Consider the following 22,537-nt stretch of genomic DNA (forward strand, 5'->3'; position numbering starts at 1 on the left):
CATGTCTCAGTGTGTTTTGGTGACCTTGGCGAGGTTGGGCGGCACATCGGGGTTGAAGCCCCGGGCCCGCGCCAGCGCCTCGACCATGGGATAGAAGCTCTGCACCAGGGCGATGGGGTCGAGGTCCTCGTTGCCGGTTGTCACCAGCGGCAGCTCGGCGCCGGGCGTGCCCAGCGGCGCGGCCAGCAGCACGCGGCCGCCGCGCGAGCGCATCTCCTCGGCGATCGCCAGCAGGCCGGCCTGCGCCGGGCCGCGCGGCGCGAACACCAGCAGCGGATAGCCGTCGCGCACCAGCGCCATCGGGCCATGCTTGACCTCGGCGCCCGAGAAGGCCTCGGCCTGGATGCCGCAGGTCTCCTTGAGCTTCAGCGCCGCCTCCATCGCGACGGCCAGGCCGGTGCCGCGGCCCAGCACGAAGAGGCGCTCCGCGCGCTGCAGCACCGGCAGCGCGGCGCTCCAGTCCAGTGTGCTGGCCTGCTCCAGCGCGATGGGCAGCACGTTCAGCGCGGCCCGCAGCGCATCGTCCCGCTGCCAGGCGGCCACGACGCGCGCGCCGGCCACCAGCTGGGCGATGTAGCTCTTGGTCGCGGCCACGCTCTTCTCGGGGCCGGCATGCAGCTCGAACACATGCTCCGCCGCGGCGGCGAGCGGCGAGCCGCTGGCGTTGACGAAGGCCACCGTGCGCGCACCGCCTTCGCGGAAGAATTTCGTCGGTGCGATCAGGTCGGGGCTCTGGCCCGACTGCGAGAACGCCAGCGACACCAGCCCCTCGCAATGGATGCGGCTCTGGTACAGCGTGATCAGCGACATCGGCAGCGACGTGACCAGCCGGCCCAGCCGCGCCATGACGAGGTAGGCCAGGTAGTGGGCCGCATGGTCGGAGCTGCCGCGCGCGATCGTCAGCACGCTGGCGGGCGGCTGCTCCTGCAGCGCCTGGCCCAGGCGGGTGTAACTCAGCGGGTCGGCTGCCAACTGGCGGGCCACCGCGTCCGGCGCACTCAGCGCCTCTTCAAGCATCAGCGACGACATCGATCTCTTCACCTTCCACAAACACGCGCCGCAGCTGAAGCCCGGCATCCATCACGACCACATCGCCCCAGGCCCCCGGCGCCAGGCGCCCGCGGTCCGCCAGGCCCAGGTAATCGGCGGCCAGCGTCGACACGCGGCGCGACGCGTCGGGCAGCGACAGGCCCAGCACTTGCACGAGGTTGCGCAGCGCCTGGTCCATCGTCAGCGCACTGCCGGCCAGCGTGCCGTCGGCCAGGCGCACGCCGCCCAGGCACTTCTGCACCCGGTGTTCGCCGAGGGCGTACTCACCGTCGGGCATGCCGGCGGCGGCGGTCGAGTCGGTGACGCAGAACAGGCCCGGGATGCAGCGCAGCGCGACGCGGATGGCGCCGGGATGCACGTGCAGCAGGTCAGGGATCAGCTCGGCATGCTGGCCGTACGCCAGCGCCGCGCCGACCATGCCAGGCTCGCGGTGGTGCAGGCCGGTCATGGCGTTGAAGAGATGCGTGAAGCCGGCCGCGCCGGCGTTGAGCGCCGCGACGCCGTCCTCATGGCTGCCCGCGCTGTGGCCGATCTGCACACGGATGCCGGCGTCGCGCAGCGGGCCGATCAGCGCCAGGTGGCCGCCCATCTCGGGCGCGATCGTCAGCACCTTGATGGGCGCGAATTCATTGAGCCGCTGCACTTCGACCAGCGTCGCGGGCACGGCGTGCGCGGGCTGGGCGCCGAGGCGGTCGGGGTTGATGTAGGGGCCTTCGAGATGCACCCCCAGCACGCGTGCCGATTGCGCGCCGCGCTCGCGGCAGACGGGGCCGAGGGCCTTCAGCGCGGCCTCGATCTGGGTTATGGGCGCCGTCATCGTCGTCGCCAGCAGCGCCGTCGTGCCGTGGCGGGCATGGCGGCACGCGATCGTCGCGATGGCGTCGCCGCCCTCCATCGTGTCGCGGCCACCGCCGCCGTGCACGTGGGTGTCGATGAAGCCGGGCAGCAGCACCGCCCGGCCGCCCTCGCCAGCGCGCGAGGCGTCGACGGGCACGCCTTCGACGGCCGCGATGCGGCCGTGCGCGAGCTCCAGGTGGCCGGCGATCACGCCCTGCGGCGTGACGATGTCGCCTTCGAGTCGAAGCTTCATCAATCCCTGCGCATCTCGGCGACGAAGTCGTAGTAGTCGCTGCGGCAATAGGAGTGCGTCAGCTCCACCGCCTTGCCCGAGGCCAGGTAGCCGACCCGCGTGATGAACAGCACCGCGGCGCCCAGCGGCACTTCCAGCAGACCGGCGAGCTTGGCGTCCGCGTTCAACGCGCGGATGTGCTGCAGGGCCCGCACCGGTGCGCGGTCGCCCAGGTGCGTGTACAGCGACGCCTCGACCTTCTGCGGGTCGGGCAGCACGGACTGCGGCAGCACGCTGACCTCGTAGGCCATGACGACCGCATCGGCCAGGCGAAGCCGCTCCAGCCGCGCGACGCGCTCGCCGCTCTTCAGCTCCAGCGACAGCTGCTCGTCCGGCGCCGCCGGCGTGAAGCCGCGCTGCAGCCAGCGCGAACTGGGCACGAAGCCGCGCTGGTGCAGCTCTTCCGAGAAGCTGGTCAGGCGCGTCAGCGGCTGCTCCAGCTTGGGCGCGATGTAGTTGCCCGAGCCGCGCTTGCGGATGATCAGCCCCTGCTCCACGAGCCGGTCGATGGCCTTGCGCGCGGTGACACGCGACAGCGCCAGCTGCTCGGCCAGCACGCGCTCGCTCGGCAGCGCCTCGTCGGCGTGGAAGATGCCGTCGCGGATCGCCTGCGCCAGGCCTTGCGCCAGCTGCATGTACAAGGGCGACGCCGCGTTGGGGTCGGGCTTGAAGTCGAAAACAGCGCTCATGCGGAGGTTGTCTCTTGTTGTTGGATCAACCAGAGCGCGCCGGCGGCGGCGTCGCCCTGGGGTTCGACACGGCGGGACTGCACGGCGGGGCTGAGGCGGCTGCCCAGGCGCAGCGCGATGCTGCCGGCCAGGGCCAGCGGCAGCGTGGGGTGGACGGCAGCGGCCAGGGCCTCCAGCGCGCGCGCCGCGTCGTTCAACAGCGCGGCGGCGGCGGGGTCGGCGGCCTCATGCTCGAAGACGAGGGGCGCCAGGCTCGCATAGCCGCCCTGCCCGGCCTGGGCGCAGAAGGCCAGCATGGCCTCGCGCGTCGCGCCGGCCCGGGCCCACACGGCCTGCACCAGCGGGCCGGCCGGCGCGCGCTGGTCATAGGCCGCCTGCGCCAGTTTCATGGCCTGCTGGCCCAGCCAGGCGCCGCTGCCTTCGTCGCCGATCTGCCAGCCCCAGCCGCCCACCATGCGGCGCCGGCCGTCCGGCAGCAGCGCCTCGGCGACCGAGCCGGTGCCGGAGATCAGCAGCGCGCCCGGCTTGCCACCATGGGCGCCAAGCAGCGCGGCCAGGCCGTCGGTGACCAGCGTGAAGCGCGCGACACCAGGGTCCGCGGCGACAAAGGCCCGCAGCTGCGCCGGCACGCCGGTGCCCGACAGGCCCAGGCCCAGCGCACAATCCTCGAGCGCCAACCCGGCCACGCCGGCGCGGGCGATGGCCTCGGCGACATGGCGCCAAGCCTGCTCCGCGCCCTGCCCCAGCGCCGAAGCACCGGACTCGCCGCGGCCCAGGATGCGGCCCGCTGGGTCCGCCACCACGGCCCGCGTGCTGGTGCCGCCGCCATCGACGCCCACCCACCAGCGCACGGGTCGGCCGGAGTTGCAGGACGTGAGGAGCGAGGGGTGGAGAGCGAGCGGCATGGTCGACAGGATTCAGTCGATACCACTCTAATACCAACCAGCAAGCCCGTCAATTGGTTTTAAACTGGTCTATGGCCGCTGGCTTGGGCTACGGACTGACCCCAGTCCGCGGGCCTGCATGGCTACGGATCGACAAGAATACCAGTGAGAAACCAACCCGAGGCCGCCGTGTTCACCCTCCAACCTGCCGCCAGCGAGACGTTGGCCGCGCTGCTTGCGCGCATTGCCCGCGTGGCGCACCGTCATCCCACCACGGCGGACCGGCTGCTCCACACGCTGAGCGTCAATGCGTTCGCGGCGGGCGACACCGCTGTCGGCGTGGATACCCTCTATGCCCGCTTCGGTCTGCTGGAGCCGCGCGGGCGCGCGCTGGAGTTGCTGCCGGCGCTGGAGCAGGCCGGCGCCCTCGCGGCCGCTGGTCACTTTCCGGTGCAGGCCGCGCGCGTGTGCGAGGCGCTGGGCCGCATCGCCTACCAACAGGGCGAGTACCAGCTTGCCAGCGAGCAATGGTCGCGGGCGCTGGACCTCGCCGAGGTCAGCGGCCACCTGCAGGCCGGCGTGGCCGCGCGCATCGGCCTGGGGCAGATCCACTACGCCCATGCCGACTGGGCACGCGGCCTGCGCCAGATGCGCGATGCCGGCGAGCACCTGGCCCAGCTGGGCAGCCAAGGCGACGACAGCCACCTGGCCGCCAAGCTGGCGCTGAACATCGGCGTGGGCAGCTTCGAGACCGGCGACCTGCCGGCCGCTGAGCGTCATTTCAGCCATGGCCTCGCGGCGGCGCGGCGCGGCGCGCACCGGGTCTTCGAGGCCGAGGCGCACTGGCACCTAGCGCGCGCGGCGCTGGCCCGCCAGCGCATGGACTGGGCGGTGGCCGACTGCCGGCTGGCGCTGGACATCGCCGTCCGCCACGGCTACCCCTGGCTGGAGGCCGCCGCCAGCCGCACCTGGACCGAGATCGCGCTGGCCCGCGGCGACACGGCCGCCGCCATCCGCTCCACGCGCCACGGCCTGGCCCTCGCCCAGCGCATCCAGTCGCGCGCCCAGGCCCGGCAGGCGCACCTGCAGCTGGCGCAACTGCTGCAGACCGAGGGCGACGCCGCCGGCGCGCTGGAGCACCTGTGGCAACACCTGGCCCTGCAGTCCGAGATCGAGCGCTTGAGCCTGCCGGCCCGCACCACGCTGGCCCCGCCGGCGGAGGACGGCGGCGCACCCGTCACGCCCGAGGAGCTGCTGCTGCACCTGTGCGGCCAGCGCCAGCGCCTGGCTACCGCGCCGCCGCCCGAGGCGGTTGCGGAGCTGAAGGCCGCCAGCGCCCGCATCCTCGGCCTGGCGAGCGTGGTCCGCTGGCCTTTGGGCGACGGCGGGCTGCATACCGCCGAACAGCCGCGCTATGTCGACCTGCTGACCCGCCACGGTGCGCCGCTGGCCTTGCCCGACGCGGCGCTGCACCCCTGCCATGCCGAGCTGCACGGTCTGCCGGGCGCAGCCCAGGCGCGCATCGAAGTGCCCCTGTACGACGGTGCCCAGCTGGCGGGCGCGCTGTGGCTGGTGGACGCGCACGCGACCCGGGCATGGACGCGGCAGGAGCTGCTGATTGCGAGCCAGCTGGCTTTGCTGTTCGAAGCCCAAGGCAGTTAGACACTGCGCATGCGGCCCTCGCGACGCGGCGCCTCCTTCACCAGCTCCGTGATCAGCCGCGTCTCCGGCATCTGCGCCCAGTAGCGCACCGGCATCTCCTTCTTCATCATCGCCACCTTCAGGCGCGCCGGGTTGAAGATGCTGCGGTAGTAGGTCAGCCACAGCGCCTCGCCGGCGTCCGCGGGCGGTGCGTCTTCACGCTGGGCGGGGCCGGCGCCGGTGAGGCGCCGGCCGTCCCAGTGCAGGCAACCCAGCGGCGTCAGGATGGCCCACGGGTGTTGCGCGAAGCGGCGCACGAAGAAGGGTGCGGCAGCGCGCAGGATGTGGTGCGCGGGCTCGAACCAGGCGACATGGCGGAAGCCACCGGCGGCCTGCTCGTCGGCCACCTGGCGAAAGCGCACGAAGGCATGCATCTTGTGGATCTCGCGGTCCACCTGGCGGGCCATGGACTGCAGGCGGCGGCGGTCGGGGTCCAGCACGTCGTCCCACAGGCCCGGCTCGCATTGCAGCCGGCGTGCAAAGGCCAGCAACCGGGCGTAGCGCGTGTCGTCGCCGTGCATGGCGACGCGCCGACCGAGGTCCGCCCAGCTGTCGGGCGGCGCCCAGGGCTTCGCGGCCTGCTCGGCGGCGTTGCAGAACAGCGCGGCCTGCGCACCGACGTCACGCGTCCAGTCGGCGTCGCCGGCCAGCAGCGCGGGCAGTTGCGCGGCAAAGCCGTCCCAGTCGGCGGGGTAGCGCAGCGGCAGCTTCATCAGAACAACGCGGCCTGCTGCGCTTGCGGCCCTGGCCGCGCGAGGGCCTGCACGTCGGCCGGCTGCGGCCGGTGGTCGATGGCGACGAGGAACGGCAGTGCCTTCCTGGCCGAGGGGCCCAGCGCCAGCAGGTCCGCGCGCCGCAGCCGGCGGTGCTGGCGCGCGGCGACCAGCTTGTCCACCGAGCCCACACCCAGCCCCGGCACACGCAGCAGCGCCTCGCGCGGTGCACGGTCGACGTCGAGCGGGAATCCCTCCGGGTGCGCCAGCGCCCAGGCGAGCTTGGGATCGTGGCGCAGCGACAGGAAGCCGGCCTCGGTGACGATCTCGTCGGCACCGAAGCCGTAGAACCGCATCAGCCAGTCGGCCTGGTAGAGCCGGTGCTCGCGCAGCAGCGGCGCGGCCTGCGGCGGCAGTTGGCTGCTCGCGTGCGGGATTGGGCTGTAGGCCGAGTAGTACACGCGCCGCAGCCGCTGGGCCGTGTAGAGCCGGCTGGACAGTTGCAGCACGGTGCGGTCGTCGGACGCATCGGCGCCGACGATGAGTTGGGTGCTCTGCCCGGCGGGCGCGAACGACGGCGGCCTGGCGGCGCTGGCGGCGGCGCCGGGGAGCGCGCGGATGGCCTCGGCCGCGCGCTTGGCGTCCTTCGCCGCCTGCAGCCGCAGGTGGATGCGTGACATCGTGCGCTCGATGCCGCCGGCGTCCTTCTCGGGCGCCAGCGCTTTCAGGCTCGCGGCACTGGGCAGCTCGATGTTGATGGACAGCCGGTCGGCGTAACGCCCGGCGCGTTCGACGAGTTCGGGCGACGCGTCGGGGATGGTCTTCAGATGGATGTAGCCCTTGAAGTGCTCCTCTTCGCGCAGCCGCCGCGCGACCTCGATGACCTGCTCCATCGTGTAGTCGGGCGTGCGGATGATGCCGCTGGACAGGAACAGCCCTTCGATGACGTTGCGCCGGTAGAAGGACAGCGTCAGCTGCACGACCTCGTCGATGGCGAAGCGCGCGCGCTTGACGTCGCTGGACTTGCGGTTGATGCAGTACAGGCAGTCGTACACGCACCAGTTCGTCAGCAGCACCTTGAGCAGCGACACGCAGCGGCCATCGGGCGTGAAGGCGTGGCAGATGCCGTTGCTGGTGGAGCCCAGGCTCCGGCCATCGCGCGAGTCGCGCTTCTCGGTGCCGCTGCTGGCGCAGGAGGCGTCGTACTTGGCCGCATCGGCCAGCACGGCGAGCTTGGTCTGAACATCCATGCCGACAACTGTATATAAATACAGTTGTCGGCGGCGTGCGTCCTACACCGTCAGACCATCGGCGGGTCGGTCTCGCGCTGGAAGTGGCGGTGCCTGGCGACGGCTTCGATGAAGTCGGCCGCGCCCGTGGCTGCATCGTCCGCAACGACGATGCCGGGGTCGGGCACCTCGGTCGCCGTCGCCGTGCCGACGCCCGCCGCCTGCAGCAGTTGCAGGCCGGTGCCCAGCGCCAGGATGGACTTGCAGTGGCGGTACTGGTCGCGGATGAACTCGTAGGTGTGGCCGTCCCGCAGCAGCGCGTTCACCGCGGCCTCGCCATCGGGCAGCACCAGCGCGTCGAACAGGAAGCCGGGCTCGTTCTCCAGCGACACGTCCGCCTGCAGTGCCACACCATCGGCCGTCTGCACCGGGCCGATGCGCGGCGCGGCGATGCGCGGCACGGCGCCCTGCGCGAACAGCGCGGCGTGCACGGCCAGCAGCGACTCGCCGACGACGCCGTCGGCCGCCAGCATCACGATCTTGCGGCCGGCGATGGAGCCATCACCCGGCCGCGCGAACAGCGACAGCGCGGGCGACACCTTGACCTCCGGCCTCGGCGCACGCGCAATCGCCTTGGGCATGGGCTCGGGCAGCGGCATGTTCAGGCCGGCGGCCACCTTGGCCGCCAGGTCTTGCGATGCATTGCGCAGCGAGGCCAGCATGCGCTCGCGGATGGCCGGCACCGTGACCTTGCTGAGCTCGAAGCGGAAGGCCGCGGCGATGTGGTTCTGCTCCACCGGCGACTGGCTCTCGTAGAAGAGGCGCGCCTGGTTGTAGTGCTCGGCGAACAGCTCGGGCTTGGCGCGCACCTTGGCCTGGTCCTCGCGCGCGCGCAGCCGCGCCGCCACCGACGTGAAGCCCTGCTCCGCCGCGCCGGCCTGGAAGGGGCAGCCGCCGGCCAGCGAGTTGGGCTCGTAGCTCACGCGGCCGCGGTGGATGGCCTGGCGGTGCATGCCGTCGCGCTGGTTGTTGTGCACCGGCGCGATGGGCGAGTTGATCGGGATCTCATGGAAGTTGGGGCCGCCCAGCCGCGTGATCTGCGTGTCGACGTAGGAGTGAATGCGGCCGGCCAGCAGCGGGTCGTTGGAGAAATCCAGGCCCGGGATGATGTTGGCCGTGCAGAAGGCGACCTGCTCGGTCTCAGCGAAGAAGTTGTCGGGGTTGCGGTTGAGCACCATGCGGCCGATGGGGCGGACGGGCACCAGCTCTTCCGGCACGATCTTGGTCGCGTCGAGGATGTCGAAGCTGAAGCGCGCGGCCTCGTCTTCGGTGAACACCTGGATGCCCAGCTCCCACTCGGGGAAGGCGCCGCTTTCGATGCGCTCCCACAGGTCGCGGCGGTGGTAGTCGGGGTCGGCGCCGGAGATCTTGACGGCCTCGTCCCAGGTCAGCGAGTGCGTGCCGAACTTCGGGTTCCAGTGGAACTTGACGAACACCGATTCGCCGTCGGCGTTGACCATGCGGTAGCTGTGCACGCCGAATCCCTGCATGGTGGCGTAGCTGCGTGGGATGGCACGGTCGCTCATGACCCACATCAGCATGTGGGTGGACTCGGGCATCAACGAGACAAAGTCCCAGAAGGTGTCGTGGGCGCTGGCGGCCTGCGGCATCTGGTGGTGCGGCTCGGGCTTGACGGCATGCACGAGGTCGGGGAACTTCATCGCGTCCTGGATGAAGAACACCGGCATGTTGTTGCCTACGAGGTCCCAGTTGCCCTCGTCGGTGTAGAACTTGACGGCGAAGCCGCGCACGTCGCGCGCCGTGTCCTTGCTGCCGCGCTCGCCCTGCACGGTGGAGAAGCGCACGAACACCGGCGTGATCTTGCCGGCGGCCTTGAACGGCGCGGCGGTGGTCAATTCAGGCAGCGCTTCATAGGCCTCGAAGAAGCCGTGCGCCGCCGAGCCGCGCGCATGCACGATGCGCTCGGGGATGCGTTCGTGGTCGAAGTGGGTCAGCTTGTCGCGGAGGATGAAGTCCTCCAGCAGCACCGGGCCGCGCGTGCCGGCCTTCAGCGAGTTCTGGTTGTCGGCGATGCGCACGCCCTGGTTGGTCGTCAACGGCTGGCCGGAAGAGTCCACGCGCACCCGGTCCAGCGGTGCGACGGTGGGGTTGCCGCCTTCCGCCGCCTGCGTGCCGACCTTGGTGCTGGTCTGCGCCTCGGACAGCGTGCTGCCCGTCACCAGCCGCGATGGCGGCGTGACGTGCTGGCCCACCTCAGGCGCCAGGCCGTTGGCGGCACCATGCTCGCCCGCCTTGTTGGCGTTGAAGGGCAGCGCGGCCGCGGTGGTCTGTACATCTTCCATGCGCCGCGCCGCCGCGTCGCCCGCCGGCGCTGGCGACGGCCGGGCCGGGCCGCTGTCGGTATTGCGTGCCGCGGCCTTGGCGGGGGTGGACTTCTGGGCGGATTTTTTTGCCGGCGGGGTCGTGGGAGTCTTGGCCATGGGGCGTCCTGTGCGGGTTGAGTGAAGCAACGAGGGGACATCTGGCATTCCGCATGCCCAGGCAGCCGGTTCGAGCGGAAAAACTTTTCGATCGGATGCATTCGCCTGGGCTATCGCGCCGGCTTCATCGGCATTTCATGCAGCGCAGGGACAGTGCGGCCTTCGTGCCCCTTGCCCCCGACCTCGCACCCGCCGCTGCCTTCCCACGCCGCGCCCGGCTGCCGCGCGGCTTTGGGCTCGTCATCGGCGCGCAGTTCGCCTCGGCGCTGGCGGACAACGCGCTGCTCATCGTCGCCATCGCGCTGCTGGGCCAGCAGGGCTTCGCGCCGTGGTGGGCGCCGCTGCTCAAGGTCGGTTTCACGCTGGCCTATGTCGTCTTCGCGCCGTGGGTGGGGCCGCTGGCCGACGCCTTCGCCAAAGGGCGCGTGATGGCGGCGATGAACGTCGTCAAGATGGCCGGCCTGGCGCTGCTGGCGGCCGGCCTGCACCCGGTGGCGGCGCTGGCCGTGGTGGGCCTGGGCGCGGCGGCCTACGCGCCGGCCAAGTACGGCCTCATCACCGAACTGGCCGAGCCGGCAGCGCTGGTGAAGGCCAATGGCTGGATCGAGATCAGCGTCGTGTCGGCCGCGCTGCTGGGGGCCGTGCTGGGCGGCCTGCTGGTAAGCCCGCTCTGGCTGGGCTCGGGGCTGGCCGACCTGTGCGACGGCCTGGACCTGCCGGCCGACAAGCTGACCGGCTCGCTCGCGGCGTTGCTGCTCATCTATGCCGTCAGCAGCCTGTTGAATGTGGGCATACCGGACAGCGGCCGCCGCCAGCGCAGCGCAGCGCATGACCCGGCGACGCTGCTGCACGAGTTCCGCGATGCCAACCACCGGCTGTGGCGCGACCGCGAGGGCGGGCTGTCACTGGCTGCCACGACGCTGTTCTGGGGCGCCGGCGCGACGCTGCAGTTCGCGGTGCTGCGCTGGGCCGGCGAGGCACTGGCGTTGCCGCTGAGCCAGGCCGCGTATCTGCAGGCGGCGGTGGCGGTGGGCGTCATCGTCGGCGCAGGTGCGGCGGGGCGCTGGCTGGCGCTGCATCAGGCGCGGCACGGGCTGTGGGCGGGCGTGGCGCTCGGCTTTCTGATGCCGGTGGTGGCGCAGGTCAGCGACGTGGCGATTGCCGCGGCGGTGCTGGCGGTTGTCGGCGCGGTGGGCGGCGCGATGGTGGTGCCGTTGAACGCACTGCTGCAGCACCGCGGCGCGACGCTGCTGAGCGCCGGCCGGTCGGTCGCGGTGCAGGGGTTCAACGAGAACCTGAGCGTGCTGGCGATGCTGGCGGCGTACGCGGGGTGCGAGGCGGCGGGGTGGCCCATCGGCCTGACGCTCAGCGGGCTGGGTGTGCTGGTCTCGGTCTGCATCGCGCGGCTGATCTTGAAGGGTGCACGCTGACGGGCGCCATCTGGCCGATGGCAGGCTGGCGCTTCCCGGCCGGCCTGGCGGACGACGAAGCCAGGCGGTTCAGGCCGCGGGTTGCAAACCGGCCAGCCGGAAGCTGGGCTCGGCCCGCGCGATCGCCCCTTCCAGCACCAGCTCGAACCGCGCCGTGATGTCGCCCCAGTCGAGGCGCCGCGCGGTCGCCCGGGCAGCCTCGGCAACGGCAGCGCGCGCTGCGGCGTCCGACACGGCCATGCGCGTCGCCGCGACGAAGTCCGCCTCTCGCCCCGGCCCTGCCAGCCAGCCATTCACGCCGCTATGGATCAGCTCACCCGCCGCCGCGCTCTCGAAGGCGACGACGGCGCAGCGGCTGGCCATGGCTTCGGTGGTGACATTGCCGAAGGTCTCTGTGAGGCTCGGGAAGAGGAAGAGGTCCAGCCCCGCGTAATGGGCCGCAAGGTCGTCGCCGCTACGTTGGCCGGTGAAGATGGCGTCCGGCGCACGGGCGGCAAGTTCGGGACGCATCGGCCCGTCGCCGATGAAAACGAGGCGTGCGCGTGGCTGCAGCGCCTTCGCCGCCTCGTAGGCGGCCAGCACCACGCCCAGGTTCTTCTCGGGCGCCAGGCGGCCCACGTAGCCCAGGACGAGATCGTGCGGCCCTGCGCCCCAGCTCTCACGCATCGCGGCGCTGCGGCGTGCCGGGTCGAAGCGTTGCGTGTCCACGCCTCGGCCCACAACGCTCAAGCGCTCGAAGCCGCGCTCCGCCAGCAGCACGCGCAGCGCCTGCGTCGGCACCATCGTCGCGTCACAGCGGTTATGGAACTTGCGCAGGTAGCCCATGATGGGCTTGCTCAGCAGGCCCAGGCGGTAGTGCTTGCCGTAAGCGTGGAAGTTGGTGCGGTAGTCCGACGTGACCGGCAACGCGAGGTGCTGCGCGGCCTGCAGCGCCGACCAGCCCAGCGGTCCCTCGGTCGCGATGTGCACCACGTCCGGCCGCTTCAACGACCACAGCTTCACCAGCGTCCGCTTGGCTGGCACGCCCATGCGCAGGTTGGGATACAGCGGCACTGGCAGGCCTTTGGTCAGCACCTCGTCGACGGTGGGCTGGCCGCTCAATGGCGGCGCCAGCTTGGCCGGCTGCCGCGGGCGGATCAACTGCACGTCGTGGTTGCGGCGGTTGAGCCCGTCGACGACCCGTGCCATCGACATGGCGACGCCGTTCACCTCCGGCGGGTAGGTCTCCGTCACCACCGCGAGCCGGCGTGAGTGGCGCGGCGCGGGCAGGTCGTCGACCAGGATGTCGTCGGCGTCGTGTGCGGTCTTCATGCGCGCATGGTCAGCAGCCAATGCAACAACACGATGACAAGCGGGCCGTCACGCCGATTTCACGCAAGCCGTCCACCATCCGCCCCGCTTGCCACCCAGATGAGGACGGGACGTGAACGAGTTCTTTCAAACCCTGAAGACCCAGCGCTGGGACGACCACCGCTACTACCACCACAGCCGCATCAACCAGAGCCTGCATCTGGTGAGCGCGCTGAGCTTCCTGGTGTCGTATGCGCTGCTGTTCGTGAACCCGGCGTGGTCGGCGCTGCTGGCCTGGTGCGTCTCGATGACGACACGGCAGGCGGGTCATTTCTTCTTCGAGCCGCGCGGCTACGACCACGTCAACCAGGCCACCGACGCGTACAAGGAAGAGATCAAGATCGGCTACAACATCCGCCGCAAGATCGTGCTGATGTCGGTGTGGGTGGCGCTGCCCGCGGTGCTGTGGCTGACGCCGTCGCTGGGCGGGCTGATCGAGCCGGCGGTGGGCTTCAACGGCTTCATCGAGGACGTGGGCATGGCCTGGTTCTGCCTGGGCGTGACGGGCCTGGTGTTCCGCGTCGTGCAGCTGTGGGTCACGCAGAACCTGATGCAGGGCCTGGCCTGGGGCTTCAAGATCGTCACCGATCCGTTCCACGACGTGCTGCTGTACTGGAAGTCCCCGTTCTTCCTGCTGCGCGGCCAGCTCATCGACCCGATGGAGCACGTCGGCCATCAACAGGCGCACTGACGCCGTGGACGAGACCTTCACGCTTTCGGCGCTCGCCCTCGGTGTGCTGGCACTGCTGCCCGCGGCCAAGCGGCGCATCGAGCTGTCGCGCGCCAAGCACCGTTCGCTCGCCGGCCATTCGCGCATGGCCAAGCGGCTGGCGCGCTGGGTGCCGGGCTATGCCTACGACGAGGCGCAGTTCTTCGCGGCCGATGGCGCGCCGGCCGACGTGGCTGCGCGCCGCCGCGCCGCGCTGCAGCGCCTGGGCGCCGAGTTCGACACGCGCTTTGCGAAGACGCTGGCCGCCACTGAAGCGGCGCGCGAGACCATCTCGGACCTGCGCTTCACCGGCCGCTACCGCGTACCCTTCCAGTTCAGCCCGGTGCTGCGCGAGCACGTGAAGGTGGGCGCCTTCCTGCAGGCCAGCGCCGGCGTGCAGGTGGAGGACCTGGACGGCAACCGGCTCTACGACCTGACCGGCTCCTACGGCGTCAACGTGCTGGGGTACGACGCGTACAAGGAATGCATCGACGAGGCGTGGGCCACCGCGCGCGACCTGGGCCCCGTGCTCGGCGCCTACCACCCCTGTGTTCTGGACGTGCTGTCGCGCCTGAAGGCCATCTCCGGACAGGAGGAGGTGAGCTTCCACATGAGCGGCACCGAGGCTGTCATGCAGGCCGTACGGTTGGCGCGTTATCACACGCGGAGGAAACGCCTGGTGCGCTTCGCCGGCGCCTACCACGGCTGGTGGGAAGACGTGCAGCCGGGCCCCGGCAACCCGCTGCCCCCGCGCGAGACCTTCACGCTGCAGGACATGGCCGAGCGTTCGCTGAAGGTGCTGGCCACACGGCGCGACATCGCCTGCGTGCTGGTCAACCCGCTGCAGGCTCTGCACCCCAACGCGAACGCGCCGGGCGACTCCGCGCTGATCGACGGCAGCCGCCACGCCGCCTACGACCGCGAGGCTTATACCGCTTGGCTGAAGAAGCTGCGCGAGGTCTGCACGGCGCGCGGCATCGTGCTGATCTTCGACGAGGTCTTCGTCGGCTTCCGCCTCGCACCGGGCGGCGCGCAGCAGTACTTCGGCGTGAAGGCCGACCTGGTCACCTATGGCAAGACGCTCGGCGGCGGCCTGCCGGTCGGCGTGGTGTGCGGCAGCCGCGCGCTGATGACGCGCTACCGCGAGGACCGGCCGGCGGACATCTGCTTTGCGCGCGGCACCTTCAATGCGCATCCCTATGTGGTCGCGGCGATGGCGTCGTTCCTCAAGCGCATCGAGCGCCCCGACGTGAAGGCGCTGTACGACGGGCTGGACGACCGCTGGGATGCACGCGCCGAGCGCTTCAACGCGCGGCTGCAGCAGGCGGGCGCGCCGGTGCGTGTGGCCAACCTGTCGACGATCTGGACGGTGCTCTACACCCAGCCCGGCCGCTACCACTGGATGCTGCAGTTCTACCTGCGCAAGCACGGCCTGGCGCTGAGCTGGGTGGGCACCGGGCGATTGATCTTCAGCCTGAACTACGGCGACGCGGAGTTCGAGGAAGTGCAGGACCGCTTCGTCGCCGCCTGCGACGAGATGCGTGCCGACGGCTGGTGGTGGACGGCGTCGGAGCTGACGGCGAAAGCCATACGCCGCAGCGTGTTCCGCGAGATGCTGGGCAAGAAGTTCTGATCGATGAAAAACCATGACGCATTGCCCGCACCGGACGGCGGGCTGGATCACGGGCCAAGGCCTGGGTGGTTCAAGCGGCTGGTCGCGCAAGAGGATCTGAACTTCCTGCTGACCAACCGCGTGCCCCGCATCGCGCTGACCAAGCTGATGGGCCGCTTCTCGCGCATCGAAAGCCCGCTGCTGACGAAGTTGACGATCGCGGTGTGGCGGTGGTTCACCCTGCTGGACCTGAGCGAGGCCAAGCACCAGTCCTTTCGCTCGCTGAAGGACTGCTTCACCCGCGAACTGAAGCCTGGCGCGCGCGTGTTCGATGCACGGCCCGACATCTTCGCCAGCCCTAGCGACGCCATCGTCGGCGCGATGGGCGTCGTGCGGCAGGGCCGGATCTACCAGGCCAAGGGCTTCCCCTATTCGACCGAGGAACTGTTCGGCCCGACGCAGGACGCCAGCGCCTTCGAAGGCGGCCGCTTCGTCACGCTGCGGCTGACGTCGGCGATGTACCACCGCTTCCACGCGCCGGCCGACGGCACGGTGGAGCACGTGACCTATCTGAGCGGCGACACCTGGAACGTCAACCCGGTGGCGTTGAAGCGGGTGGAACGGCTGTTCTGCCGCAACGAGCGCGCCGTCGTGCGCATGACGCTGGCCAGCGGCCACCCGATCGCACTCGTGCCCGTGGCCGCCATCCTTGTCGCCAGCATCCGGCTGCATTTCCTCGACGTGCTGCTGCACCTCGGTCGCAAGGGTGCCCACGAGATGCCCTGCGATGCACCGCATGTGAAAGGCCAGGAGATGGGCTGGTTCGAGCACGGCTCGACCATCATCGTCTTCGTGCCGCCGGGCTTCGAGCTGGCCGAGGGCATTGCCACCGGCCAGCAGATCCGCGCCGGTCAGGCGCTGCTGAAGCTGTCGGCTTGAGGCGCGTCAGCGGGGCAGCGAGACGGACCAGGCCAGCGCCGCCAAGGCCACGACCGCCAGGCCTATCCAGGTGAGCTTCGGCAGCCGCAGGCCGGGGCGCCGCGACGCGCAGATCGCCAGCATCACCGGCCCGAGCACGCCGGCCTCAATGAGCAGGTTGCGTCACAGGTAGACGTTGCCCCAGTCCAGCCGCCCGGCGCTGGGCAGCAGGCCTTGCGGCAGGACGAAGAGCGCGCCGCTCAGCGGCCACAGCCAAGGCGCCGGATGCACACCGACAAGGAAGTCCAGCAGCTCATGCGACGCGGCGGCGGTGAACAAGATCAGCGCCAGCGACGCCCACCCCGCACTGCGCCAACCGCACAGCAGCAGCCAGGCCAGGCCGGCACTGACCGCCGCAAAGCCGAGGCTGTGCGTGATGCGCGGCTCGACCTGGATGCGCAGCCACCACCAGAGCAGGTAGTCCAGATCAGGCAGGACGGCCAGGCCGACGCACGCGGCCAGCAGCGGCAGGCTGCGCACGCGCGGCTCGGGCGAGCAGCGGCAGGCGTAGGCGGTGATACCGGCAGCCACATGCGCGATCAACGAAGACATGGCCGGCATTGTCCGGCTCGCGCCGGTGCGGGATGGCTGGGTCAGCCCACCACTTCAGGCAAGGGCACCGCAGCCTCGGGCAGCGCCACCACGGGCCTGACCGCCGGCAGCATGCCCGTCAGCAGCGCCGCCTGGTCGCCGCGGTCGATGATCTCCAGCCGCCCATCGTGATGCTCGACCAGCGCCGTCAGGCTCTCGACCCAGTCGCCGTCGTTGCAATAGAGCACGCCGTCGATCTCGCGGATCTCGGCATGGTGGATGTGGCCGCAGACCACGCCGTGCGCGCCGCGCTTCTTCGCCTCACGCGCGACCGCATTCTCGAACTCATTGATGTAGCTGACCGCGCGCTTGACCTTGTGCTTGAGGTAACGCGACAGACTCCAGTACGGCAGGCCACACTTGGCACGCACGCGGTTGAACCAACGGTTGACCTTCAGCGTGAACTCGTAGGCCAGGTCACCTGCAATGGCCAGCCAACGCGCACATTGGATGACGCCGTCATAGAGGTCGCCGTGCGTGACCCACAACCGCTTGCCGTCGGCGGTCAGGTGCATCGCCTCTTCCATCACGTCGACGCCGCCAAAGTTGTGCGTCAGGTACTTGCGCGCAAACTCGTCATGGTTGCCGGGAATGAAGATGACCCGCGTGCCCTTGCGGGCCTTGCGCAATAGCTTCTGTACGACGTCGTTGTGCGCCTGTGGCCAATACCAACTTCGGCGCAACTGCCAGCCGTCGATGATGTCTCCAACGAGATACAGCGTCTCGCACTCGACGTCACGCAGGAAGTTCAGCAACGCCTTGGCCTGGCAGCCGGGGGTGCCCAGATGCAGGTCTGAGATCCAGACGGTACGGACCGACAGCGTGGGCGCGTCGGCGGCAGCGGAGTCTTGCGTCGTCGGCATGGCAGGCATGCTGCCTGTCTGTCATGACGCGCAAGTGAATGCGCACAGCATGCGCTGACTCCTGGTCGTGCGAGTTTGCGGGCGCTTCGATAGGCTTCGAAAACGCTGCAGGATGAGTAAGGCCGGGGGTAGCGCGTTGTCGACGACGTTCTAAACTAAATTAAACCGGCGATGCATCCATCAGATGCAAATTTCCGCCGCGCAAAGCAAAACGNGACCTACTTTCACACGGGAATCCGCACTATCATCGGCGCTGACTCGTTTCACTGTCCTGTTCGGGATGGGAAGGAGTGGGACCAAGTCGCTATGGTCGTCAGGCTTGACTGGTTGGTCTGTTGACGAGGTCAACAAACCCAATTCGTAGAGTCAGCAGATGTTCTCTGCACACCGCAAGTATAAATCCTTGCAGCGGAATCAGTATTTGATTGCGTCTTCGTAGCTTCGAAGAACGACATAACTTGAACACTCACCTTGAGACGTGCGTTGCACAGACTCTCAAAGTTATAGGGTCAAGCCTCACGGGCAATTAGTACTGGTTAGCTTAACGCATTACTGCGCTTCCACACCCAGCCTATCAACGTCCTGGTCTCGAACGACCCTTCAGGGGGCTCAAGGCCCCGGCAAGACTCATCTTGAGACGAGTTTCCCGCTTAGATGCTTTCAGCGGTTATCTCTTCCGCACTTAGCTACTCGGCAATGCCACTGGCGTGACAACCGATACACCAGAGGTGCGTCCACTCCGGTCCTCTCGTACTAGGAGCAGGCTCTCTCAATCTTGCAGCGCCCACGGAAGATAGGGACCAAACTGTCTCACGACGTTTTAAACCCAGCTCACGTACCTCTTTAAATGGCGAACAGCCATACCCTTGGGACCGGCTACAGCCCCAGGATGAGATGAGCCGACATCGAGGTGCCAAACACCGCCGTCGATATGAACTCTTGGGCGGTATCAGCCTGTTATCCCCAGAGTACCTTTTATCCGTTGAGCGATGGCCCTTCCATACAGAACCACCGGATCACTTTGTCCTACTTTCGTACCTGCTCGACTTGTCAGTCTCGCAGTCAAGCACGCTTATGCCAATGCACTATCGTCACGATTTCCGACCGTAACTAGCGTACCTTCGAACTCCTCCGTTACACTTTGGGAGGAGACCGCCCCAGTCAAACTGCCCACCATACACTGTCCCCATCCCGGATAACGGGACAAGGTTAGAACCTCAAACACACCAGGGTGGTATTTCAACGTTGGCTCCATCAGATCTAGCGACCTGACTTCAAAGCCTCCCACCTATCCTACACAGATCTGTTCAAAGTCCAATGTAAAGCTACAGTAAAGGTTCATGGGGTCTTTCCGTCTTTCCGCGGGGAGATTGCATCATCACAAACATTTCAACTTCGCTGAGTCTCTGGAGGAGACAGTGTGGCCATCATTACTCCATTCGTGCAGGTCGGAACTTACCCGACAAGGAATTTCGCTACCTTAGGACCGTTATAGTTACGGCCGCCGTTTACTGGGACTTCAGTCAAGAGCTTGCACCCCATCATTTAATCTTCCAGCACCGGGCAGGAGTCACACCCTATACGTCGACTTTCGTCTTTGCAGAGTGCTGTGTTTTTAATAAACAGTTGCAGCCACCGATTCTCTGCGGCCTCATTGGGCTCCCCTTGTACAGGTTCACCTACTAAAGGCACACCTTCTTCCGAAGTTACGGTGTCAATTTGCCGAGTTCCTTCTCCAGAGTTCTCTCAAGCGCCTTAGAATACTCATCTCGCGCACCAGTGTCGGTTTGCGGTACGGTCGTTGCAAGCTGAAGCTTAGTGGCTTTTCCTGGAAGCAGGGTATCACTCACTTCGGAGGCAAGCCTCCTCGTTATCACGCCTCATCTAAGCTCTCCGGATTTTCCTAAAGAGCACGACTACACGCTTGAACCGGGACATCCAACACCCGGCCGAGCTAACCTTCTCCGTCCCCACATCGCACTTGCAATCGGTACAGGAATATTGACCTGTTTCCCATCAGCTACGCATCTCTGCCTCGCCTTAGGGGCCGACTCACCCTACGCCGATGAACGTTGCGTAGGAAACCTTGCGCTTTCGGCGAGGGGGCTTTTCACCCCCTTTAACGCTACTCATGTCAGCATTCGCACTTCTGATACCTCCAGCAGGCTTCACAACCCACCTTCACAGGCTTACAGAACGCTCTCCTACCACGTGCAATAAATTGCACATCCGCAGCTTCGGTAACTGGCTTAGCCCCGTTACATCTTCCGCGCAGGACGACTCGATCAGTGAGCTATTACGCTTTCTTTAAATGATGGCTGCTTCTAAGCCAACATCCTGACTGTTTTAGCCTTCCCACTTCGTTTCCCACTTAGCCAATTTTAGGGACCTTAGCTGGCGGTCTGGGTTGTTTCCCTCTTGAGTCCGGACGTTAGCACCCGGTGCTCTGTCTCCCAAGCTGTACTCTGCGGTATTCGGAGTTTGCCAAGGTTTGGTAAGTCGCCATGACCCCCTAGCCTAAACAGTGCTCTACCCCCGCAGGTAATACTTGAGGCACTACCTAAATAGTTTTCGGAGAGAACCAGCTATTTCCAAGTTTGTTTAGCCTTTCACCCCTATCCACAGCTCATCCGCTAGTTTTGCAACACTAGTCGGTTCGGACCTCCAGCACCTGTTACGGTACCTTCATCCTGGCCATGGATAGATCACTTGGTTTCGGGTCTACACCCAGCGACTATTCGCCCTATTCGGACTCGATTTCTCTACGGCTTCCCTATTCGGTTAACCTCGCCACTGAATGTAAGTCGCTGACCCATTATACAAAAGGTACGCAGTCACCCTTGCGGGCTCCTACTTTTTGTATGCATGCGGTTTCAGGATCTATTTCACTCCCCTCCCGGGGTTCTTTTCGCCTTTCCCTCACGGTACTTGTTCACTATCGGTCGATTACGAGTATTTAGCCTTGGAGGATGGTCCCCCCATATTCAGACAGGATTTCACGTGTCCCGCCCTACTCTATTCGCGCCTAGTTCCACAATCTGCATTTCTCATACGGGGCTATCACCCGCTGTGGCCGGACTTTCCATTCCGTTCTGATATACAAACTGCTAAAACGCGAGGGCTACTCCGATTTCGCTCGCCACTACTTTCGGAATCTCGGTTGATGTCTTTTCCTCGAGCTACTGAGATGTTTCAGTTCACCCGGTTCGCCACAATGACCTATGTATTCAGTCAGAGTTACTGCTTGCGCAGTGGGTTTCCCCATTCGGAAATCTCCGGATCAAAGCTAATTTGCCAGCTCCCCGAAGCTTATCGCAGGCTATCACGTCCTTCATCGCCTGTAATCGCCAAGGCATCCACCACATGCACTTAGTCACTTGACCCTATAACTTTGACAGCGCTGACTGCACTGTCGTCAAGGACTCAATTCAGATCCTCAGATCCAAACTGTTTTTGAGTATTCACGCGTTACGCCGTTCTTCATACCTAATCAATTTCTTGCTTAGTTGAAGTCTATGTTTGACGCAATCAAAATGTTGCCGACGGCACGGTGCATCAGGAGATGCTTTCCGTCGACAACGCTGATTCGACTCTACAAATTGTTAAAGAACAACAGCCGATCTTTGCAGACCTGAAGCTGGTAAACCTCAACGAACATCGCTATTCGCTAAGGTTTACCAACTTGGTGAGTGAAACTGGTGGAGGATGACGGGATCGAACCGACGACCCCCTGCTTGCAAAGCAGGTGCTCTCCCAGCTGAGCTAATCCCCCGATATCTCGTGGTGGGTCTGGCTGGATTCGAACCAGCGACCCCCGCCTTATCAAGACGGTGCTCTAACCGACTGAGCTACAGACCCACGCGAAACTCGTTGCGTCGCTCTGTATCATCGCCAGCTGTCGAGGCCAGCTCCACAGGCTCACGCGATTTCACTCACTGTTGTATGACAGCCGATAAGTGTGGGCGCTTAAAGCAAAGTGCTTGAGCTTTCGCTCTATAGCGATCTCGCTCTGACAGCTCCGGAGAACCATCGAGGCTTGATCAATCTAGAAAGGAGGTGATCCAGCCGCACCTTCCGATACGGCTACCTTGTTACGACTTCACCCCAGTCACGAACCCTGCCGTGGTAATCGCCCTCCTTGCGGTTAGGCTAACTACTTCTGGCAGAACCCGCTCCCATGGTGTGACGGGCGGTGTGTACAAGACCCGGGAACGTATTCACCGCGGCAAGCTGATCCGCGATTACTAGCGATTCCGACTTCACGCAGTCGAGTTGCAGACTACGATCCGGACTACGACCGGGTTTCTGGGATTAGCTCCCCCTCGCGGGTTGGCAGCCCTCTGTCCCGGCCATTGTATGACGTGTGTAGCCCTACCCATAAGGGCCATGATGACCTGACGTCATCCCCACCTTCCTCCGGTTTGTCACCGGCAGTCTCATTAGAGTGCCCTTACGTAGCAACTAATGACAAGGGTTGCGCTCGTTGCGGGACTTAACCCAACATCTCACGACACGAGCTGACGACGGCCATGCAGCACCTGTGTTCTGGCTCTCTTTCGAGCACTCCCAAATCTCTTCAGGATTCCAGACATGTCAAGGGTAGGTAAGGTTTTTCGCGTTGCATCGAATTAAACCACATCATCCACCGCTTGTGCGGGTCCCCGTCAATTCCTTTGAGTTTCAACCTTGCGGCCGTACTCCCCAGGCGGTCAACTTCACGCGTTAGCTACGTTACTGAGAAGAAACCCTCCCAACAACCAGTTGACATCGTTTAGGGCGTGGACTACCAGGGTATCTAATCCTGTTTGCTCCCCACGCTTTCGTGCATGAGCGTCAGTACAGGTCCAGGGGATTGCCTTCGCCATCGGTGTTCCTCCGCATATCTACGCATTTCACTGCTACACGCGGAATTCCATCCCCCTCTACCGTACTCTAGCTATGCAGTCACAAATGCAGTTCCCAGGTTGAGCCCGGGGATTTCACATCTGTCTTGCATAACCGCCTGCGCACGCTTTACGCCCAGTAATTCCGATTAACGCTTGCACCCTACGTATTACCGCGGCTGCTGGCACGTAGTTAGCCGGTGCTTATTCTTCAGGTACCGTCAT

The 22,537-nt window shown here is 66.5% G+C and carries 17 protein-coding genes, 2 tRNA genes and 3 rRNA genes; 6 read left to right on the plus strand and 16 right to left on the minus strand.

The window, feature by feature from the left end; translation table 11 throughout:
- Nucleotides 1–6: 6 nt before the first annotated feature.
- From ASD35_RS25440 to ASD35_RS25455, 4 genes are read right to left on the minus strand one after another with little or no spacing between them, the layout of a single operon-like run.
- A complete protein-coding gene (locus tag ASD35_RS25440) occupies nt 7–1,029 on the minus strand; it encodes an SIS domain-containing protein (RefSeq protein WP_200956107.1) in 1,023 nt (340 codons plus the stop codon).
- Nucleotides 1,010–2,140 (minus strand): N-acetylglucosamine-6-phosphate deacetylase, encoded by a 1,131-nt coding sequence (gene nagA / locus ASD35_RS25445; RefSeq protein WP_056877758.1) that lies wholly within the window; start codon nt 2,138–2,140, stop codon nt 1,010–1,012. The genes ASD35_RS25440 and nagA overlap by 20 nt, the downstream gene beginning before the upstream one ends.
- Complete coding sequence (locus tag ASD35_RS25450; RefSeq protein WP_056877759.1) at nt 2,140–2,868, minus strand: GntR family transcriptional regulator; 729 nt, start codon at nt 2,866–2,868, stop codon at nt 2,140–2,142. Before ASD35_RS25450 ends, nagA begins: the two co-directional genes overlap by 1 nt.
- Nucleotides 2,865–3,773, minus strand: a complete 909-nt coding sequence (locus tag ASD35_RS25455; RefSeq protein WP_082580452.1) for a BadF/BadG/BcrA/BcrD ATPase family protein — start codon at nt 3,771–3,773, stop codon at nt 2,865–2,867. The genes ASD35_RS25450 and ASD35_RS25455 overlap by 4 nt, the downstream gene beginning before the upstream one ends.
- A 144-nt stretch (nt 3,774–3,917) precedes the next feature.
- On the opposite strand from ASD35_RS25455, the gene ASD35_RS25460 reads away from it, so the two are divergent.
- Complete coding sequence (locus ASD35_RS25460; RefSeq protein WP_056877761.1) at nt 3,918–5,414, plus strand: GAF domain-containing protein; 1,497 nt, start codon at nt 3,918–3,920, stop codon at nt 5,412–5,414.
- Here the strand turns inward: ASD35_RS25460 and ASD35_RS25465 are convergent.
- The 3 genes from ASD35_RS25465 to ASD35_RS25475 are packed head-to-tail and all read right to left on the minus strand — an operon-like array spanning nt 5,411 to nt 9,896.
- Nucleotides 5,411–6,166 carry a TIGR03915 family putative DNA repair protein gene (locus ASD35_RS25465; protein ID WP_056877762.1) on the minus strand — a complete coding sequence of 252 codons (756 nt, stop codon included), beginning with the start codon at nt 6,164–6,166 and terminating at the stop codon, nt 5,411–5,413. The two genes, ASD35_RS25460 and ASD35_RS25465, sit on opposite strands and share 4 nt — an antisense overlap.
- Nucleotides 6,166–7,416, minus strand: coding sequence for a putative DNA modification/repair radical SAM protein (locus tag ASD35_RS25470; RefSeq protein ID WP_056877763.1), 1,251 nt, complete (start codon nt 7,414–7,416; stop codon nt 6,166–6,168). Before ASD35_RS25470 ends, ASD35_RS25465 begins: the two co-directional genes overlap by 1 nt.
- Nucleotides 7,417–7,466: 50 nt before the next feature.
- Complete coding sequence (locus tag ASD35_RS25475) at nt 7,467–9,896, minus strand: catalase (RefSeq protein WP_056877764.1); 2,430 nt, start codon at nt 9,894–9,896, stop codon at nt 7,467–7,469.
- Between the two features lie 137 nt (nt 9,897–10,033).
- Here ASD35_RS25475 and lplT point away from each other — a divergent pair, with 137 nt between their 5' ends.
- Nucleotides 10,034–11,326 carry a lysophospholipid transporter LplT gene (gene lplT / locus ASD35_RS25480; protein WP_235538462.1) on the plus strand — a complete coding sequence of 431 codons (1,293 nt, stop codon included), beginning with the start codon at nt 10,034–10,036 and terminating at the stop codon, nt 11,324–11,326.
- 69 nt (nt 11,327–11,395) lie between these two features.
- On the opposite strand, the gene ASD35_RS25485 is transcribed toward lplT, so the two are convergent.
- The gene (locus ASD35_RS25485; protein WP_056877765.1) at nt 11,396–12,637 is read right to left on the minus strand and encodes a glycosyltransferase family 1 protein; all 1,242 of its coding nucleotides are present in this window, start codon (nt 12,635–12,637) and stop codon (nt 11,396–11,398) included.
- A 112-nt stretch (nt 12,638–12,749) separates the two neighbouring features.
- Here ASD35_RS25485 and ASD35_RS25490 point away from each other — a divergent pair, with 112 nt between their 5' ends.
- Genes ASD35_RS25490 through asd form a run of 3 tightly spaced genes read left to right on the plus strand, consistent with a single transcriptional unit; the run spans nt 12,750 to nt 15,936 of the window.
- Nucleotides 12,750–13,367: an Mpo1-like protein gene (locus tag ASD35_RS25490; protein ID WP_056877766.1), complete on the plus strand. Its 618-nt coding sequence runs from the start codon at nt 12,750–12,752 to the stop codon at nt 13,365–13,367.
- A 4-nt stretch (nt 13,368–13,371) separates the two neighbouring features.
- On the plus strand, nt 13,372–15,018 hold the full coding sequence (locus tag ASD35_RS25495; RefSeq protein WP_056877767.1) for an aminotransferase class III-fold pyridoxal phosphate-dependent enzyme: 1,647 nt from the start codon (nt 13,372–13,374) through the stop codon (nt 15,016–15,018).
- 3 nt (nt 15,019–15,021) lie between these two features.
- The gene (gene asd / locus ASD35_RS25500; RefSeq protein ID WP_082580453.1) at nt 15,022–15,936 is read left to right on the plus strand and encodes an archaetidylserine decarboxylase; all 915 of its coding nucleotides are present in this window, start codon (nt 15,022–15,024) and stop codon (nt 15,934–15,936) included.
- A 6-nt stretch (nt 15,937–15,942) separates the two neighbouring features.
- Here the strand turns inward: asd and ASD35_RS28350 are convergent, their stop codons facing one another.
- From ASD35_RS28350 to ASD35_RS25520, 5 genes are all read right to left on the minus strand, one after another.
- Entirely contained in the window at nt 15,943–16,074 is a 132-nt protein-coding gene (locus tag ASD35_RS28350; RefSeq protein WP_255354565.1) for a hypothetical protein, read from the minus strand.
- A gap of 24 nt (nt 16,075–16,098) precedes the next feature.
- Nucleotides 16,099–16,527 carry a metal-dependent hydrolase gene (locus ASD35_RS25505; RefSeq protein WP_162254519.1) on the minus strand — a complete coding sequence of 143 codons (429 nt, stop codon included), beginning with the start codon at nt 16,525–16,527 and terminating at the stop codon, nt 16,099–16,101.
- A gap of 41 nt (nt 16,528–16,568) precedes the next feature.
- On the minus strand, nt 16,569–17,429 hold the full coding sequence (locus ASD35_RS25510; RefSeq protein WP_235538463.1) for a UDP-2,3-diacylglucosamine diphosphatase: 861 nt from the start codon (nt 17,427–17,429) through the stop codon (nt 16,569–16,571).
- 206 nt (nt 17,430–17,635) lie between these two features.
- A 5S ribosomal RNA gene (rrf, locus tag ASD35_RS25515) occupies nt 17,636–17,747 on the minus strand.
- A gap of 187 nt (nt 17,748–17,934) precedes the next feature.
- Nucleotides 17,935–20,812, minus strand: a 23S ribosomal RNA gene (locus ASD35_RS25520).
- A gap of 179 nt (nt 20,813–20,991) precedes the next feature.
- Between ASD35_RS25520 and ASD35_RS27475 the strand changes: the two genes are divergently transcribed.
- A complete protein-coding gene (locus ASD35_RS27475; protein WP_157275497.1) occupies nt 20,992–21,138 on the plus strand; it encodes a hypothetical protein in 147 nt (48 codons plus the stop codon).
- Here the strand turns inward: ASD35_RS27475 and ASD35_RS25525 are convergent.
- The 3 genes from ASD35_RS25525 to ASD35_RS25535 all read right to left on the minus strand — a co-directional run.
- A tRNA-Ala gene (locus ASD35_RS25525) sits at nt 21,126–21,201 on the minus strand. The two genes, ASD35_RS27475 and ASD35_RS25525, sit on opposite strands and share 13 nt — an antisense overlap.
- 9 nt (nt 21,202–21,210) lie before the next feature.
- Nucleotides 21,211–21,287 (minus strand) — tRNA-Ile (locus ASD35_RS25530).
- 191 nt (nt 21,288–21,478) lie between these two features.
- Nucleotides 21,479–22,537, minus strand: a 16S ribosomal RNA gene (locus tag ASD35_RS25535); the annotation flags it as partial.

Source organism: Pelomonas sp. Root1444 (genome assembly GCF_001426885.1).
In the GTDB taxonomy this organism is placed as follows: domain Bacteria; phylum Pseudomonadota; class Gammaproteobacteria; order Burkholderiales; family Burkholderiaceae_C; genus Pelomonas.